This window comes from Clostridium nigeriense, assembly GCF_900086595.1.
In the GTDB taxonomy this organism is placed as follows: domain Bacteria; phylum Bacillota; class Clostridia; order Clostridiales; family Clostridiaceae; genus Clostridium; species Clostridium nigeriense.
Genome location: NZ_LT575472.1, coordinates 2,780,916 through 2,797,664 on the forward strand (window position 1 = coordinate 2,780,916; position 16,749 = coordinate 2,797,664).

At 26.6% G+C, this 16,749-nt stretch carries 16 protein-coding genes; 3 read left to right on the forward strand and 13 right to left on the reverse strand.

Annotated features, from left to right (window positions below; all coding sequences use genetic code 11):
- Positions 1-53: 53 nt before the first annotated feature.
- From BN6774_RS13070 to BN6774_RS13080, 3 genes are all read right to left on the reverse strand, one after another.
- Positions 54-1,367, reverse strand: coding sequence for a YgeY family selenium metabolism-linked hydrolase (locus BN6774_RS13070; RefSeq protein ID WP_066894502.1), 1,314 nt, complete (start codon positions 1,365-1,367; stop codon positions 54-56).
- Between the two features lie 266 nt (positions 1,368-1,633).
- Positions 1,634-2,968, reverse strand: a complete 1,335-nt coding sequence (locus BN6774_RS13075; RefSeq protein WP_066894504.1) for an FAD-dependent oxidoreductase — start codon at positions 2,966-2,968, stop codon at positions 1,634-1,636.
- Between the two features lie 71 nt (positions 2,969-3,039).
- Positions 3,040-4,023, reverse strand: coding sequence for an alpha/beta hydrolase (locus tag BN6774_RS13080; RefSeq protein WP_066894506.1), 984 nt, complete (start codon positions 4,021-4,023; stop codon positions 3,040-3,042).
- Positions 4,024-4,146: 123 nt separating this feature from the next.
- Between BN6774_RS13080 and BN6774_RS13085 the strand changes: the two genes are divergently transcribed.
- Positions 4,147-5,235: a GerMN domain-containing protein gene (locus BN6774_RS13085; RefSeq protein ID WP_066894507.1), complete on the forward strand. Its 1,089-nt coding sequence runs from the start codon at positions 4,147-4,149 to the stop codon at positions 5,233-5,235.
- Positions 5,236-5,286: 51 nt separating this feature from the next.
- Here BN6774_RS13085 and BN6774_RS13090 read toward each other — a convergent pair whose 3' ends face one another.
- The 7 genes from BN6774_RS13090 to gloA form a co-directional block, all read right to left on the reverse strand.
- On the reverse strand, positions 5,287-6,453 hold the full coding sequence (locus BN6774_RS13090; protein WP_066894509.1) for a class I SAM-dependent methyltransferase: 1,167 nt from the start codon (positions 6,451-6,453) through the stop codon (positions 5,287-5,289).
- Positions 6,454-6,565: 112 nt separating this feature from the next.
- Positions 6,566-7,399 (reverse strand): deoxyribonuclease IV, encoded by an 834-nt coding sequence (locus BN6774_RS13095; RefSeq protein WP_066894511.1) that lies wholly within the window; start codon positions 7,397-7,399, stop codon positions 6,566-6,568.
- Positions 7,400-7,602: 203 nt separating this feature from the next.
- Entirely contained in the window at positions 7,603-7,917 is a 315-nt protein-coding gene (locus BN6774_RS13100; RefSeq protein WP_066894513.1) for a hypothetical protein, read from the reverse strand.
- A 36-nt stretch (positions 7,918-7,953) separates the two neighbouring features.
- Complete coding sequence (locus BN6774_RS13105; protein WP_066894515.1) at positions 7,954-8,325, reverse strand: hypothetical protein; 372 nt, start codon at positions 8,323-8,325, stop codon at positions 7,954-7,956.
- A 70-nt stretch (positions 8,326-8,395) separates the two neighbouring features.
- Entirely contained in the window at positions 8,396-9,790 is a 1,395-nt protein-coding gene (locus tag BN6774_RS13110) for a L,D-transpeptidase family protein (RefSeq protein ID WP_066894517.1), read from the reverse strand.
- Between the two features lie 154 nt (positions 9,791-9,944).
- On the reverse strand, positions 9,945-10,883 hold the full coding sequence (locus BN6774_RS13115; RefSeq protein ID WP_066894519.1) for an L-lactate dehydrogenase: 939 nt from the start codon (positions 10,881-10,883) through the stop codon (positions 9,945-9,947).
- A 152-nt stretch (positions 10,884-11,035) separates the two neighbouring features.
- Positions 11,036-11,419: a lactoylglutathione lyase gene (gene gloA, locus BN6774_RS13120; protein ID WP_066894521.1), complete on the reverse strand. Its 384-nt coding sequence runs from the start codon at positions 11,417-11,419 to the stop codon at positions 11,036-11,038.
- Positions 11,420-11,582: 163 nt separating this feature from the next.
- On the opposite strand from gloA, the gene BN6774_RS13125 reads away from it, so the two are divergent.
- On the forward strand, positions 11,583-12,209 hold the full coding sequence (locus BN6774_RS13125; RefSeq protein ID WP_066894523.1) for a hypothetical protein: 627 nt from the start codon (positions 11,583-11,585) through the stop codon (positions 12,207-12,209).
- A 51-nt stretch (positions 12,210-12,260) separates the two neighbouring features.
- Here the strand turns inward: BN6774_RS13125 and BN6774_RS13130 are convergent, their stop codons facing one another.
- Positions 12,261-12,806, reverse strand: a complete 546-nt coding sequence (locus tag BN6774_RS13130; protein WP_066894525.1) for a YcxB family protein — start codon at positions 12,804-12,806, stop codon at positions 12,261-12,263.
- Positions 12,807-12,892: 86 nt separating this feature from the next.
- On the opposite strand from BN6774_RS13130, the gene BN6774_RS13135 reads away from it, so the two are divergent.
- A complete protein-coding gene (locus tag BN6774_RS13135; RefSeq protein WP_066894527.1) occupies positions 12,893-13,600 on the forward strand; it encodes a hypothetical protein in 708 nt (235 codons plus the stop codon).
- Between the two features lie 81 nt (positions 13,601-13,681).
- Here the strand turns inward: BN6774_RS13135 and BN6774_RS13140 are convergent, their stop codons facing one another.
- Together BN6774_RS13140 and BN6774_RS13145 are read right to left on the reverse strand one after the other, a co-directional pair.
- Positions 13,682-15,631 carry a GTP-binding protein gene (locus tag BN6774_RS13140; protein ID WP_066894529.1) on the reverse strand — a complete coding sequence of 650 codons (1,950 nt, stop codon included), beginning with the start codon at positions 15,629-15,631 and terminating at the stop codon, positions 13,682-13,684.
- 25 nt (positions 15,632-15,656) lie between these two features.
- Positions 15,657-16,442: an EcsC family protein gene (locus BN6774_RS13145; RefSeq protein ID WP_066894531.1), complete on the reverse strand. Its 786-nt coding sequence runs from the start codon at positions 16,440-16,442 to the stop codon at positions 15,657-15,659.
- Positions 16,443-16,749 lie beyond the last annotated feature (307 nt).

Below are 16,749 nucleotides of genomic sequence, written 5' to 3' on the forward strand. Positions count from 1 at the left end.
TTCCTACCCTTCATTTATCTATTTTATTATTTATATGTTATTTAAATAAATTTCTATTTTGTCTTGTTACAATAAATTGTTGGTAATGCAGCATATACAGCAGCACACTTAACTAAGTCTTCTTTCCAAGTCTTTTCGTTTGGAGCATGTGCTTGAGCTTCTGCACCAGGACCAAATCCTATTACAGGGATTCCGTTACGTCCCATTATTGAAACTCCATTTGTTGAGAATGTCCATTTATCAGTAAGAGGACGAGCTTTTCTCATTTCATCAGTTTGAACTGATCCACTTCTTGTTGTTCCATAAAGTCCTTCATAAGCTTCTTCCATTGCTTTTGTTACAACATGATCTTCTGGAATAACCCAAGTTGGGAAATAACATTCGATTGGATAAATTAATCCAGTATAACTTGGTCTATCATAGTTATACATGCTTACTGTTGCATTGTATTTCTTAACAGCTGGAAGTTGTCTAATTTCTTCTAAACAGCTTTCCCAAGTTTCTCCTGCAGTCATACGACGGTCTAATGAAATTGAACATGAATCAGCAACTGCACAACGGCTTGGTGAAGTATAGAATATTTCAGAAGTTGTAACAGTACCTCTTCCTAAGAAATTAGCTTCTTTCCATTCTGGGTTATGCTTTTCATCTAACATTTTTACTAAGCCTTTGATTTCTTTATCATCAGCTGCATCATTTTCATTAAGATCACGGATGTTCATTAATATTTCAGCCATCTTATAGATTGCATTGTCTCCTCTTTCTGGTGCTGAACCATGACAAGAAACTCCTTGAACATCAACACGGATTTCCATACGTCCTCTTTGTCCTCTATATATACCACCATCTGTTGGTTCTGTAGAAACTACAAATTCAGGCTTAACTCCGTCTTCTTTAATTATATATTCCCAGCATAATCCATCGCAGTCTTCTTCTTGAACTGAACCAACAACTAATGCTGTATATTCTTCATTTAAAAGACCTAAGTCTTTCATTATTTTAGCTCCATAAACACCAGAAACTATTCCACCTAATTGATCAGAAGTTCCACGTCCACCAATTTCAGTTTCAGTTTCATATCCTTCATATGGATCGAATTCCCAGTTTGCTCTATTTCCTATACCAACTGTATCGATATGAGCATCAAATCCTATTAAAGTCTTACCTGTTCCCATATATCCAAGAACATTACCTTGTGGGTCTATTTCAACTTTATCAAAACCTACAGCTCTCATTTCTTCAGCTATACGTTCAACAACGCCTTTTTCTTCACAACTTTCACCTGGAATAGCTACTAAATCCCTTAAGAATTTAGTCATTTGTTTTTCATAACCTTCTGCACTTAATTTAATTTGCTTAAAATCCATGTTTTTTTCCCCCTTTTAGTTTTATATAAAATATTATTTTTTAAATCTTTTCACTAATACTTATAAGCAAAATCCGTGCCAACTTTTTTAAGACATTTTTTTCGTTTTTTATCAAATTTCAAGGTTATACATGTGCCTTTTCTATAAAAAAAATAAAGAATTATCATATTGATAACTCTTTATCACTTTGGTTATTTATAGTATTTTCTTAGCTTTAAGGCTATTTTTTGCCCTTTTTATCATTTTGATAAGACCGTTTTCATTCTTTAATCTATTTTCTTTAAAGCTACTGAATTTAGTATTCCCCACGGCTTATTAAAATGTGGTTGAAAGAAGAAATCTGTCATAGCAAGTTCTTCTATCGTCATATTATTTTGAATTACTACTGATAAAGTATTCATAAATTCAGTCATATCTACTTTGGAAGCTATTTGTCCTCCTATTATTCTCTTAGTATTTTTCTCAAACACTAATTTAACCATGACATCTTCATATGTAGGCATAAATTCCGGTCTATTATTTTCATGTATAGTAACAGTATCTACCTCTAACTTAGTTGTAGCTTTTGCACTTTCATATGTTAATCCTGTTGAAGCAATAGACACATCATAAATTTTAATTCCAGAAGTGCCCTGAGTGCCCATATATTTTAGTATTGGTTTTTCTATATTTCTTGCAATTAACATTCCCATTCTAACTGCATTAGTTGCAAGTGGTATATATCTATTATCTTTTGCTGGGTTATATCTTACCATACAACAATCACCAGCAGCAAAAACATCTTTTTTACTGGTCCTCATATAATCATCTATTATAATTGCTCCATTTTTTAAGGTTTCTAACTTACCTTCAATTATCTTAGTGTTTGGTCTAAAGCCTATACATAATATTACTAAATCCCCTTCATATTCTCCCTTATCTGTAATAACTTTTTCTACTTTACCTTTATTCCCTTCAAATTTTACTACTTTTTCACCTAATACTAATTTTATTCCTCTTTTTGTAAATTCTTCTTCTGCAATATCTGAAAATTCCTTATCTAAATATTTAGACATTATTCTTTCTTCAGCATCTATTAAAGTAACACATTTTCCTAATCTTTCAAAAGCTTCTGCAAGTTCTACACCAATATATCCAGCCCCAATAATAACCACATTTTTTGAATCTACTTTTTTCTCATCTATAATCTTAGCATGATTATAATTTTTACATAATAATATATTTTCCAAATCAATCCCTTCAAGGTTAGGCACAATTGGCCATGAACCTAAAGTTAGTATTAATTTATCATAAACATCATCATATTCTTCATTAGTTACTAAATCTTTAACTTTAACCTTTTTATTCTCAAAATCTATTTCTAAAACTTCATGCTTCATTTTAGTAACTATTCCATCTTTAGCTAAGTTTTCTGGAGAGTTATAAAATAATTTTTCCGGTTCTGTTACTATCTTTCCAACACTTAACGCAATACCACAAGATAAAAATGATATATTATCGTTTTTTTCATAAACAGTTACTTGAGCCTTTGGATGTAATAACTTTAAATTCACAACTGCCGATGTACCAGCATGTGTACAACCTACTACTATTACCTTCATAAATATTCTCCTTTTCAAATCTTTTATTTCATTAAATATAATTAGCTAAAGATAATTATAATATTCTATTATTAAATATTTTGAATTACAAATTTAAGCATCTTTGTTCCAACTTCTACTACCTCATTTATATCAAACTCCGAAAAATCATGACTTGCACCTTCTAAAGTAATAATAGTCGCCTTATTTTCTTTCTCTATTAATTTATTATAAAGTATTTCAGCATTATCATATGGAACTATGGAATCTTTTTTACTATGAATTATTAATGTATTTGGTTCTTTATTATCTATATAGTTAATTGGACTATATTTATTTAAGATTTCTTCTTTTTCATTTCCTACTGAATCTATTATTTGTTGTAAATCCCAATTAACATTATTCATATCTAATGTATTTAAATCTGTTGGACCAAAGAAATCAATCAAAAACTCTACATCAGATGGATAGTTCTTAAGCTCATCAGCATCAATAAATTCACTATCACCACTATATGCAGCCATTAATGATAAATGTGCTCCAGAGGAGGCACCTATTACTCCAATTTTATCAGTATTGAAATTATACTCCTCCTTATTTTTATATATCCATCTAATAGTATCCTTAACATCGCATATTTGTTTATTAAAATTTTCTTCCCCTCTCATTAATTCGTAACTTGTACTTATTATTACAAACCCCTCTTCCCTAAAGGCATCAAGAAGGGGTGATATAGCTTCTGGAATTTCTTTGTTTCCATAAACCCAACTTCCTCCATGAACATAAAGAAGAACAGGTGATCCTTTTTTCAAAACCTTCTTCGCCTCAAATATATCTAATGTCAAAGGAACTCCATTAGTATTTTTATATTCAACTTCCTTATAATCTTTATTGCTTTCTAAATCTATTGAATCAATATTTTCCTTAGATATATTATTTTCATCTATAAACTCTGAATATTTTTTTAATATATTTACTGTCAATGTTATTTTATCTTTAATGGAAAAGAGAAAAATTCCACCTATAAATATTGTTAGCAGTAAAATGATACTTAAAACTTTAAAAAATTTCTTCATAATCCTCTCCTTTATGTAAATAATATTTATTAATATATTTTACCATTATTTTATATTATATTTGTCAATAATATCAATATAAGTAAATAGAATATACTGAGTATGTAATAAGGAAGTGATTTAATGCGAAAAAAATTCTTTTTATTATTATTTTCCTTAATCTTTTCTTTTATATTAATTGGATGCAATAAAAATAATCCCCCTTCTAATTTACCTAATAAGCCAAATGAAAACATTAAAGAAGAAAATAATAATGAAAAAGAAAATCCAAATACTAATGAAGAAAAAAATAATAATTCTAGCAGTAATGAAGACTTCACTAAACGAAATGTTAGACTATTTTACTTTGATACAGTAAACTATGAATTATACTACGTTGATAAAGAAATTGAAGTTAATGATAAAGCAATAATTAAATCATTAACATCTGAACTTCAGACCTATTCTCCAAATAAAAACTTTTTAAATCTTACTGAAGATGTTGAAGTAACATCAGCTACAATAGATGAATCTACTGGTGTTTTAAAGGTTGTTTTTTCATCATCCTATGTGGATAAGATGCTTCTAGGTTCAGCTACTGAAAGTGGTCTTTTAACTTCTTTAATTTCAACCTATGGATATAACTTAAATGTAAAAAAAGTAGCTATATATTTTAAAGACGAATTATATACATCACTTCGAGGCGATTTACCTAAAGGCTATTTTGATGTTAATTATAGTGGTGCTATTGCTTATTCTAAAGAAAATTATAACAAGGATGTCTCAACATCCTCAACTATAAAGAATATGAATTGTAGAATTTATTATTATAGTGTTAATGATGATATGTACTATTATAAAGATAAATCAATTGAAGTTGTAGATAGTGCCTTAGTAACAGCTTTAACAAAAGAAATTAAAAATATCCCTAATAATAACTTATTAAAATTCGGTGATAATTTAGTTGTAAAATCTGCAAAATTAAATAATGATAATTTAACTGTTGACTTATCTAATTCTTATTACAATTTACTAAAAAATTTCGGTTCAGGTACTGAAGCAGCTGCTCTAAGAACTTTAGCATTAACTTACGGTTATAATTATAATGTTAACAAAGTTATAATTTTAATCGATGGAAAACCTTATGAAGGTAGCCATATTCTCTTTAATGATAATGAATATATAAATACAGATGTTAATAACATTAAAGATTTTAGTGCTTACTCACAATAAATAATAAATTAAATCCATAATTGTTAAAAGAGTTGCCTTTAAGGCAACTCTTTATATAAGGCTATCGTTTTTTAATAAATTTAATAGTGTTGGTTTAAAGTTAAATTCAGTAATTAACTTATTAATTTCATCTAAAGCTTTTTCTTTCTTTTCTAATGAAATATTAGACTTTGTTGCTCTAATTAAAATATTCTTAGGTGAATGAGCTATATCTATAAACTCTAAAAGTTGAGTTTTATATCCTGCTACCTCTAATAAATTACCTCTTACTGCATCTGTCATTAATGCAGAAACTCTTTCTTGAATTATTCCATATTTAGAAAGTATGGATAATGATTCTGGATTCATTTGAGAATTAAACTCATGCTGACAACAAGGAACTGAAAAAATCATTTTAGCATTCCACTTTATTGCATTATATAAGGCATAATCTGTTGCAGTATCACAAGCATGTAAAGTTATAACCATATCTACCTTATTTTCATACTTATAGCCATTTATATCTCCTAATTCAAAATGTAAATTATCATATTTATATCTCTTAGCAATTTCATTACATTTTTTTATAACATCAGCCTTAAGATCTAAACCAATCATCTTAACTTTAATATTTTTTATTTCTACAAAATAGTAATATAATACAAAGGTTAAGTAAGATTTTCCACAACCAAAATCTAAAATAGTAAGTTCTTTATAATTATTTTTCTTTATTTCATCATCAATAATTTCTATAAACCTATTAATTTGCTTATATTTATCATATTTTGAATTTACCACTTTACCTTCTTTAGTAAAAACACCTAAATCTATTAAAGGCTCTATTATCATGCCTTCTTTTAAGATATAATTTTTTTCTTTATTATGACTTTTGTTAACTAAGTTTTCATTATTAGCTTTTTTCTTTCCAAGAAAAATCTTGCCTTTTTTAGATATTTTTAAATCAAAAGTAAAATTACTTGACCAAGCTGACAATTGTTTATAATTATCATTTACTAAATTAAATATTGTCTTTTCTAAATCATTAACCTGGATATTTTCATGAAAAACTTGCTTATCTGTAAATTTTTCTATTTGATAATACCCTTTCCCTTTGTTATTTGTTTTCAAAGTTATATTAATTTTGTTATACTCTATATCTTTATTAGCCTTATTGCTAATAACAACCTTTATAACTTCTTCATTTAGTATATCTTTAATTGCCTTTATTAAATCATCCATGTAAAACTCTCCTTGAATAAAAATGCTAGCATTTTTATAATGTAAAATTAAAAGATTGCTTCGCAATCTTATTTAATATTATACAAGAAATTAATATCTGGCAAGAAAAAATCTACTCCTGGTATTTGCTTCTTAAAAGTTCTATTTCCTTAGCATATCCCTCTAATTCATTAGGTGTTTCAAGGAAAAATGGCAGGTGCTTAAGCTTTGGATGGTTTATTATATTAGTTATTGCTTCTAATCCTAAAAATCCTTCTCCAATTTTCTCATGTCTATCTTTATGACTTTTAAATGGATTTTTACTATCATTTAAATGAATTGCCTTTAATCTATCTAGACCAATAACTCTATCAAATTCTTCTAAAACTCCATCTAAATTATTTACAATATCATATCCAGCATCATAAATATGACAAGTATCTAAACATACTCCCATTTTATCCTTAAGCTTAACTCTAGATATTATTTCTGCTATTTCTTCAAAAGTTCTACCTACTTCTGAACCTTTTCCGGCCATAGTTTCTAATAAAACTGTAGTTGTTTGATCTTCTCTTAATACATTATTTAAAAGCTCTACTATGTAATTTATCCCTATTTCCACACCTTGCTTAACATGACTACCTGGGTGAAAATTATACAAATTATTTGGCATAAGCTCCATTCTCTTTAAATCATCTTCCATCATTTCTCTTGCAAACTCTCTAGTTCTTTCATCTGCTGAACATGCGTTTAATGTATAAGGAGCATGAGCTAGAATAGTAGCGAAATTATTATCCCTAGCAATTTTCAATAGACCTTCCATATCCCTCATATCTATATCCTTTGCTTTACCACCCCTAGGATTTCTAGTAAAGAATTGAAAAGTATTTGCTCCTATTTCTAAAGCTTCCTTCCCCATATTTTCAAAACCTTTAGTTGTTGATAAATGACATCCTATATTTAACATTGTATCCTCCATAATCTATATTAATAAAATTATATTTCTCCTTTAGTAACTAAATAATACTATAACCTATACTATTAAAGCAAGTATAATTAATAATTTCTATTAACTAATAACAATTTAAACCTTATCTTCAATTCTTATATATAAAAAATAAAAATGGGTTGTTTTAGACAACCCATTAATTATATCTTATTAAATTTTCCTTACATTATAAAAGTTACTGCTGAAGATATAACTCCTGCTACAAATAACGAGAATGTTCCTAAAGAAAATAATAAATTTATTTTATTCCTATAAGTTCTAAATCCTCCATTCAAAAAAAATGATATAGAATCTGCTGATATTGATGAAAAAATCCCTACAAAAATTAGTAACAATCCTTCTATAAATAATATATCTTGAAGACTCTTAAATTGAGTAATCCTCGTTATTACTATTCCTACTATTGTTGCTAATGCAAACCATACTAATGACCAAGTTATAGTTTTTCCAAGTAAATATATTCTATCATCTTTCATAAATATACTCCTTTTTGTATTTATTATTACTATAATCTAAATTATAAAAGTTAATGCAACAGATAGAATTCCACCAATAACTAAGGAAAAAGTACTTAGTGCAAATTTAATATCAGTTTTAATATGAACTTTTTCTTTTTCCATCCTTGCTACTTCTAAATTAGCATTATTTATATATTGAGCATTATTTTGTCCTAATCCTTGCATAGAAACTCCTCTAGGATCTCCAGAAATTGAAGCGAAAATCCCTGCAAAAATTAATACTAATCCCTCAATAAACAATATATCCTGAAAGCTTCTAGAAGTCATAAATTTAGTTAGTATAAAACCTACTATAGATGCTATAATAAGCCATATTAAACCCCAAACTAATGATTTTGTTAATGTTAATACTCTCTCATCTTTCATAAATATATCCCCCCTTTTTATCATTATAGCATAATTTACCAAAGAGGTATATAATACTTTATTGTTTTATTTATTCTTCATAACATATAACAGGGGTACCTGCATCAATATTCTCATAAATCTTTTTAGCTAAACTAATTGGAGCATTTACACACCCATGTGTTCCATTATTTTGATAAATGTTAGATCCAAAGGAGTATCTCCAGCTAGCATCATGAATTCCTATATTTCCATTAAAAGGCATCCAGTAAGTAACATTAGTTTCATAGCCTGGCCCCTTTAATATTGCATCTTTCTGCTTATAGTTAATCATATATGTTCCTAAAGCTGTTGAATATCCTTTTCTTGGATCGCCACTTACTATTGATCCCTCTGCTACTACTTTTCCTTCTTTATAGAACCAAATATATTGTCTTGTTATATTTATTTCTACATAGGTATTACCTATATCATCGCCGTCTCTATATAATGCTTTTTGAGTATATATAGGCTCTTTCTCCAAAACTGCTCCTAATTTAATATTTTCAAGAAGCATTTTTTCTTCAGCTATTGAGTTAATTTTCCAACCATAATAGCCACCTTTTACCTTTATAACCTTTCCTATAGAAGTTTTAAAATCTCTTTCTATACCAACAGTATTATATTTTTCACCTAAATTAGCTATGTATTCCTTTAAATACTTTTCATTGATTACTACGTTTAAATCTTCATCAACAGTTAACCAACTATATATTATATCTGCACTTAATTCCTCTTTATTTTCACCAAATAAATAAGTTATTTTAGTAGATATATATTGATTTATTAATTTCTTTGTTTCAATTGCTTTTTCGCAGTCCATAGTATATTCTGGATTTTCATAGCATGTCTCTATATCTAAATCAATTAATCTATTACCTTTTTTTACGCTATCAATTATAGTTTTTATTAGCTTATTTTTATTTATTTTATTTCCATAAACTTCTGGAACCATTTCATAAACTCCATTAGTATATTTAAAAGTTACATTTACTGGTTCTATAATATCTTTGTTAACAATATCCAAGCTATTTATTTCATCAACTAGCATTTCTTCATTAAATTCAACTAATCCATAGATATAATATTCTTTTTTATTAATTAAAGATGCTATCCACTTAAATAAATTTTGTTCTTTTTTTATTTCTTTTATAATATCTTTTTCTTTGAATAATAAGTCTATATAACTCCCTCTAATTTCCTCAATTCTATTATCTCTCCCTACAATTTTAATACTATATTCTTTTACCGATTCTTCTAAAATCTTATTGGCCTCTTTATAATTCTTTAAAGATAAATCAACTCCATTAACTTTAGTATTAAAGAAAAAATGATTAATAAAATACATTGAAGAAAGTAAGTATAATAAAATTATAGAAGATATTACTATAATAGCCTTACCTATAAGCTTATTTTTAATTATTCTATTTATAAATTCTTTAATCATACCCTCTACCTTTCTTATAATAAAATAATAACTAATCTATACTATGTTTATTTTCATTGTTTTAAAACTTCAATAGCCTAATATAGAAAAAAAGAAGTAGATTTTAACTCTATATAAAAGTTATAATCCACTTCTTACTTTGTAATATAATTATTTAATTTTCATTTATTCTATCTATATACTGCTTCATTAAATTCGCTGATGAAACAAACTTTTCTTTTTCTTCTTCAGAAAATTCAATATTCAATACTTTTTCTACTCCATTTTTACCTACTATTGTTGGAACACTTAAATAAGTTTCATTTACACCATAGTAATCATTTAATAAAGTTGATACTGATAATATAGTCTTTTCATCTTTTAAAAATGCCTCTACAATTCTTGTTAAAACAGCAGCAACAGAAAATGCAGTTGCTCCTTTTCTATTGATAACTTCATAAGCAGCATTTTTTACATCATCTGCTATAACTTTTTCTGTTTCCTTATCCCATTCAATTGATAACTGTTCCGAAAAGTTTTTAATTGGAATATTTCCTATAGTTAAAGATGACCATGGAACAAACTCACTATCTCCATGTTCTCCTAAAACATAACCTTGAACTATCCTTCCATCAACACCAAAATATTTTCCAAGTAAGCTTCTAAGTCTAGTTGTATCTAGTACTGTTCCTGATCCAATAACTCTTTCTCGTGGGAATCCTGAAAGTTTATAAGTCATATAGGATAGTATATCCACAGGATTTGAAACAACTAATAGTATTGCATTTGGACTAAGCTTAGCTAACGTTGGTACAAAACTCTTAAAAATTTTATAATTTTTATCAACTAAATCAAGTCTAGTTTCTCCTGGTTTTTGAGCAACTCCTGCAGTAATTATTATAATATCTGATCCCTTTGTATCTTCTAAAGATCCTAAAGTAACGTTACAAGGACTAGTTAAAGAGCTACCGTGCATTAAGTCAAGAACTTCACCTAATGCTTTTTCTTGATTAATATCATTTATAACTATTTCCCTTGCAACCTCTTTTTGTAATAAGGCAAAGGCAGTTGTAGCTCCAATTGATCCTGCTCCAATGATTGATATTTTACTCATAAATATACACCTTCATCCTTTTTTTAGAATTATTTATCTATTTATATTATATACTAATTAATAATAACTATCAATTATATAATCATTCTTTATTTTATGCAAATTTACAAAAAAAAGTCTAGTAACTTTTTCTAGTTACTAGACTATATAAATTATTTAGCTCTTATTACTTCTACTTTATATCCATCTGGATCAGTTACGAAATAATATGAAGGCTTAGTTCCTGGAAGCCCTTTTAAAGGTGTCACTTCATAACCTAAAGAAATATGTTTTTCTCTCATAGCCTCTAAATCTACTGCTTCTACTGCAATATGACTAAAACCATTTCCTAACTCATATGGCTTTTCCACATCATAGTTATAAGTAAGTTCTATTTCATATCCTCCTACTTCATTTGATAAGTAAACAAGGCTGAATTTATGCTCAGGAAAATCTTTTCTTCTAGTTTCAATTAATCCTAAAGCTTCTTTATAAAATTTTAATGACTTTTCTAAGTCCATTACTCTTATACAAGTATGCAACATTTTAACTGACATTATTTTATCCTCCTATTTAATCTTTTTATATCATCATTATATTTATTTATCATAAATTAATCAACTTTTATTAAATTTTCTTCTATTGTTTTACTTTACTTAGTTTTTATCATAAAATTAGTTTACATGGTATTTTTTGAATATATAACTCTAGGAGGATGTAATGAAAAAAAATCTATTGCTAATTTTATTTTTACTTTTATTTGCTTTAACTTTTATTAGTTGCTCATCTAGTAAACCAACTAATGAAGAAAACTTAAATACTAAAGAACCTGAAATAGTGGTTGAAGAACCTGAAAAGATAACTGAATTTAATGCTTTAGGAAAAACTTATACTTCTTCAAAGGATTTATCACAAATAGAAATAGGAACTAATATTTACGATGACCAACAATTAATTCATTACACTCAAGGTGAATATAAGGAACTAGACTTTACTAATGATTTATTATATTTATATCTAAATGAAGATCCTTCTATTTATGACTTTTTAGTATCTTATGATACCCTTAATGAAAAAGGATATATTCCAATAACTGAAGAAGATAAAGAAAAACTTATGAAGGATTTAAATTCTCTTAGAACTCAAATGGAGCTGACTCCTGGCTCAGAGATGGTAGTAAGATTAGATAAAGTTACTTATGAAGGTCCAAGTTCTAAAACTAATACAGGCTCAACCTTTAAAATAAGAGTTGCAATATCTAGAGTAGGTGCAACAGTAGTCCCTTGGAACTACTTTACAGTTACAGTTTTTGAAGAAGGCAATAAACTATTTGCACATTTATTCTAAGTGGCTGCTAAAAACAGCCACTTAGCTTTCTATTGTTAAACTAATATTAAATTAATATATTAAACTAAAATCACTTTTTATGTTTTCATTTATAATTTGCAAAAACTCTTCTTTTCCTGATTTATTCTTTAAAGCTCTTATTGGAACGTTAATATACGTAGCATTTACAAGTCTTATAAAGATATTTTTTTCTGATATATATACCTTCTCTACAGCATCCCATTTTACATGTGTTACTATTCCTTCAATTTCTTTTTTTATTCCCTCATGATTTAAAGTAATTCTAGTATCTTTATAAAAGTCTATTCCCTTTAATTTTTCATCCTTAAAAGTATATTTAAAAGCTTTGCCTAGCCTATAATTATAAATAGATTTGTTAAAAATCAACCAAATTATAGTTACAATTATCCAAGCCATAAAAGGTATAACAATAAAAGTATCTAAATCTTTTCCAATAATCATTAAAGCCAAAAAGAGAACTGCTGGAATTAATATAGCATTAGCTATTCTTCCAGTTTTAGCAATTCCTATTTCTTCATTATAAAACTTATTTAATTCAATATAATCATTATCAATATATCTAAACTTAATTTCCATTAATACCAGCCCCTTTAATTTAGCTATTTTTTACTATATAATTATTTTAACATATTTATTAATAACTTTACATATTAGGAGGTTTTATGGGTAACTACAGCAATAATATAGTTTTCATTAATAAAAAAGAAAAAAAGATTTCAGATAAATTTAAATTTAGATTTGCATTTTTTTTAATAATTATATTTGGACTATCTATCCCTTTCTCATTTATAATGAAAAGCTTATTATATATTCCAGAACTAACTAAGGAAAAAGCAATAAAAATTATGAATTACGATATTGATCTCCCTAATACTTTGAATAAAGCTACATCACAAAATGCAGGAATTAATAGAGAGTTATATTATTTTAATTTATTCAATACAAATGACTTAACTAGAATCAATAGAAAAACTTACACCTTAAATGTAGATTTAATAATAAACTATAAAACTGTAGAAATTGATACAAATTGTAATTTAATTTTTCAATTTAAAGATGAAAAGTGGATATTATCTGAAATAAAAGATATTGAAGAAAAAGATATAAGTCCAGGAGAATCTGCTGGAAGGTATATATTAAATAAAATAAATAATGACTTAACAACAAATGGTTACTTTGAATTTAATGGAGTGAAAAATAAATTAAACCAAGAAACCGTAAAAAACTTAGCTGTTCTAACTGAATCTGGAACTCCAGAAGAAACTACCGTTCATTTAGGAAAGCATTTTGAAAAGCCTTCTATTATAGCAACTCTTTCTTTTAATTACGACACCTCTCAATGGGAACTAAAAAGTTTTTCATTAAGATAAATTATTTTCAAAATATAAAATACCATATTGTGCTGACTTAAAAATTTATATGTCATAATCAATATGGTACTTTTTATATTTTTATTCTTTTATTTCACAATGAATATACTTTTCTACTTCATTCCATGGAACCACAAAACCTTGACCTTTAGAGCAAAAAATAGAACTAGATGAGTATTCTATATCTGCATTTTTATTGTATCCTATTTTTTCTATTACCTCTTCACTATTATGACATATATCATATCCATCAAAAATTAAATTTATACTTCCCTTCCCCTTTGTAAATGTAAGTATTTCAGCACTATAATCCATAAAAGTAGCTACAGACCCTCTCCCTGTTATGGTAACTTTATTAAGCTTTGCATCAGGAGTATTAAAGGTTCCATTTAATCTTTGGATATCTGATATAACTCTTCCCATATAGTCTAATTCCACATCTATTTTAAACTTATAATATGGCTCTAAAAGTATATTTTCTACTTTTTCCAATCCTTGTCTAATTGCTCTAAAAGTAGCTTCTCTAAAGTCTCCACCTTCTGTATGCTTATTATGAGCTCTACCTGTTAATAAAGTAATTTTTATATCTGTAATAGGTGATCCAGTTAAAATTCCATGATGATTTCTTTCAAATATATGCGTTTTAATTAAGTTTTGATTTCCTGTAGTTAAATCATCTGCATGACATCTATTTTCAAAGGTTATTCCTTCTCCTCTATTATTAGGTTCTAATTTCAAGTGCACTTCTGCATAATGCTTTAATGGTTCAAAGTGTCCATATCCATATGTAGCATTTTTAATAGTTTCTTTATACATAATTTCACAAGGACCAAACTCTATTTTTAAATTAAATCTTTCTTCTACAACTTCCTTTAAAACTTCTAATTGAATTTTTCCCATTATTGAAACTTGTATTTCTTGTAATACTTCATTCCAAATAACATTTAATGCAGGATCTTCATTTTCTAATATTCTAAAATATTTTAAAACATCCTTAACATTATAACTTTTATCAAAAATAACCTTAGACATTAAAGTTGGTACCATATTAAAATTTATATCTCCTTCTAAGTTACCAATAGCTTCTCCTGCTCCTAAGCCACTTAACCCAGTAACTGCAAAAACATCCCCTGCAGAAACTTTATCTACAGTTGTAAATTTATTTCCGTTATATAATCTTATACTACTTATTTTTTCAGTTATATCATTATTTTTTCCATAAGATATTTCATCTCTAACTTTAAGACTTCCACTTAAAGCTTTAATAAAGGTAAGTCTTGTCCCATTATCATCATGCCTAATCTTATATACTCTTCCAGAAAAACTTCTATTTTCATCATAGCTACTAACGGTTAACATATTAAATATTCTTAGAAAATTATCTATTCCTTCATCTTGAAGAGCACTACCAGAAAGACATGGAAAAATCTTATTTTCTTTAATAAGATTTTTTAAAGATAGTATCCATTCTTCTTCGTTGTAACCTCCATTTAAATATCTTTCTAAAAGCAAATCATCCCTTTCAGAAATAAGTTCAATTACTTCTTCATTTAAGTTTTCTAATTTATTTATGTAACATATGTCAGAAGTTAAATCTTCTTTTATTTCATTAATTACTTTTTCTAAACTAGCACCTGTTCTATCTATCTTATTTATAAAAAAGAATGTTGGTATATTATATTTTCTTAATAAATTCCATATAGTTTCTGTGTGTCCTTGAATTCCTTCAACGGCACTTATTATTAATATTGCATAATCTAAAATACTTAATGCTCTTTCCATTTCAGAACTAAAGTCTATATGCCCTGGTGTATCAATTAAATAATATTTTGATTCATCTATTTCAAAAATAGCTTGATCTGAAAATATTGTAATTCCTCTTTCTTTTTCTAATCTATTTATATCTAGAAAAGAATTTTTATGATCTACCCTTCCTCTATTTCTAATACTTTTTGTATGATAAAGCACTTGCTCAGAAAATGTTGTTTTACCAGCATCTACATGAGCAAGTATTCCTATTGTCTTTTTCATTTAGTCACCTTCTAAAAATTAAAATTTATTGTTTTTTTAAATATCTCTTTTTGTATTTAATACTTGCATATTTACTTATCTTGTTTATAAACTGATAATTTAAAGCTCCACCTACTACTCCAATAATAGGTAATCCTTGAATAAATTTAACAAGTAATAAAGTATTTGATAAAACTTTAGCTGTCTCCTTAATTTCACTATCTAAATTGTTTTCCAATTCTAAGCACAAACTTATTTTATTTTCTATTTCGTTTAGTTTTTCGCTATAAAATAGTTTTTCTTTTTCACTTGTTAATGCAACATTAATTAAGTTTAAAATATATATTTTTTCTGATTCACTTTCATAATTAAACCCATAACTTAAAGCAATTTCATAAACAGTTTTTAAGATAATTGAAATAAATATTGGTATATCTGGTATTCCAATTCCTAGAGCCCCTAGTCCTATTCCTTCAACTGTTGAAATGGTAGAATTAATCAATTTGCTTCTTTTTCCTTGAGAATCAATTAGCTTTAAACTTTTTCTTGTAGCCCTTTTATTAAGGGAATAATTGTTAATATCATGATCTAACTTTATCTTTTCTTTATTATATAATTTTTCTATATACTTACTTCCACCTTTAAAAACCACCTTAAAAGCATTATAAAAAGCACCTTCTAGTGTCGCTCTTAACTTATCTGGAATCTTTTCTTCTATTTTTTCTGATATTGGAATTAATTTATCTTTAATTATTTTATTTCTTTTCTTATTAATTATCTTATTTTCTTTTTTGTTTAATTTATTAATTTCCTTTTTAATAAATTTACTCATAACTCTTCCTTTCTTTTAAATTATTACATTAATTATATCATTAAGATATGCTTTCTAAAATTATTTAATATTTTAAGCTTATATAATTTATACTATCTAAAAATCAATATTTTATATATAATATATTTGAAGATATAATTTCTTTAAAATAAAACTGATTATAAGAAAGGAAAAGGTAATTTCAACAATGAGAATGTAATCTACTTTAATTGATTTTATTGCGTATAAAATTAAGTCTTTTGGCTTTTTTTGTTGTGCATTAATTTATGGAGAGTAGATTATTGACTATAGGTTTATTTGTGTTGCC

Excerpts from the sequence above, each read along its gene's own strand:
- BN6774_RS13070 (WP_066894502.1), bottom strand. The coding sequence starts at position 1,367 with ATGGATTTTAAGCAAATTAAATTAAGTGCAGAAGGTTATGAAAAACAA.
- BN6774_RS13075 (WP_066894504.1), bottom strand. The coding sequence starts at position 2,968 with ATGAAGGTAATAGTAGTAGGTTGTACACATGCTGGTACATCGGCAGTT.
- BN6774_RS13080 (WP_066894506.1), bottom strand. The coding sequence starts at position 4,023 with ATGAAGAAATTTTTTAAAGTTTTAAGTATCATTTTACTGCTAACAATA.
- BN6774_RS13085 (WP_066894507.1), top strand. The coding sequence starts at position 4,147 with ATGCGAAAAAAATTCTTTTTATTATTATTTTCCTTAATCTTTTCTTTT.
- BN6774_RS13090 (WP_066894509.1), bottom strand. The coding sequence starts at position 6,453 with ATGGATGATTTAATAAAGGCAATTAAAGATATACTAAATGAAGAAGTT.
- BN6774_RS13095 (WP_066894511.1), bottom strand. The coding sequence starts at position 7,399 with ATGTTAAATATAGGATGTCATTTATCAACAACTAAAGGTTTTGAAAAT.
- BN6774_RS13100 (WP_066894513.1), bottom strand. The coding sequence starts at position 7,917 with ATGAAAGATGATAGAATATATTTACTTGGAAAAACTATAACTTGGTCA.
- BN6774_RS13105 (WP_066894515.1), bottom strand. The coding sequence starts at position 8,325 with ATGAAAGATGAGAGAGTATTAACATTAACAAAATCATTAGTTTGGGGT.
- BN6774_RS13110 (WP_066894517.1), bottom strand. The coding sequence starts at position 9,790 with ATGATTAAAGAATTTATAAATAGAATAATTAAAAATAAGCTTATAGGT.
- BN6774_RS13115 (WP_066894519.1), bottom strand. The coding sequence starts at position 10,883 with ATGAGTAAAATATCAATCATTGGAGCAGGATCAATTGGAGCTACAACT.
- gloA (WP_066894521.1), bottom strand. The coding sequence starts at position 11,419 with ATGTCAGTTAAAATGTTGCATACTTGTATAAGAGTAATGGACTTAGAA.
- BN6774_RS13125 (WP_066894523.1), top strand. The coding sequence starts at position 11,583 with ATGAAAAAAAATCTATTGCTAATTTTATTTTTACTTTTATTTGCTTTA.
- BN6774_RS13130 (WP_066894525.1), bottom strand. The coding sequence starts at position 12,806 with ATGGAAATTAAGTTTAGATATATTGATAATGATTATATTGAATTAAAT.
- BN6774_RS13135 (WP_066894527.1), top strand. The coding sequence starts at position 12,893 with ATGGGTAACTACAGCAATAATATAGTTTTCATTAATAAAAAAGAAAAA.
- BN6774_RS13140 (WP_066894529.1), bottom strand. The coding sequence starts at position 15,631 with ATGAAAAAGACAATAGGAATACTTGCTCATGTAGATGCTGGTAAAACA.
- BN6774_RS13145 (WP_066894531.1), bottom strand. The coding sequence starts at position 16,442 with ATGAGTAAATTTATTAAAAAGGAAATTAATAAATTAAACAAAAAAGAA.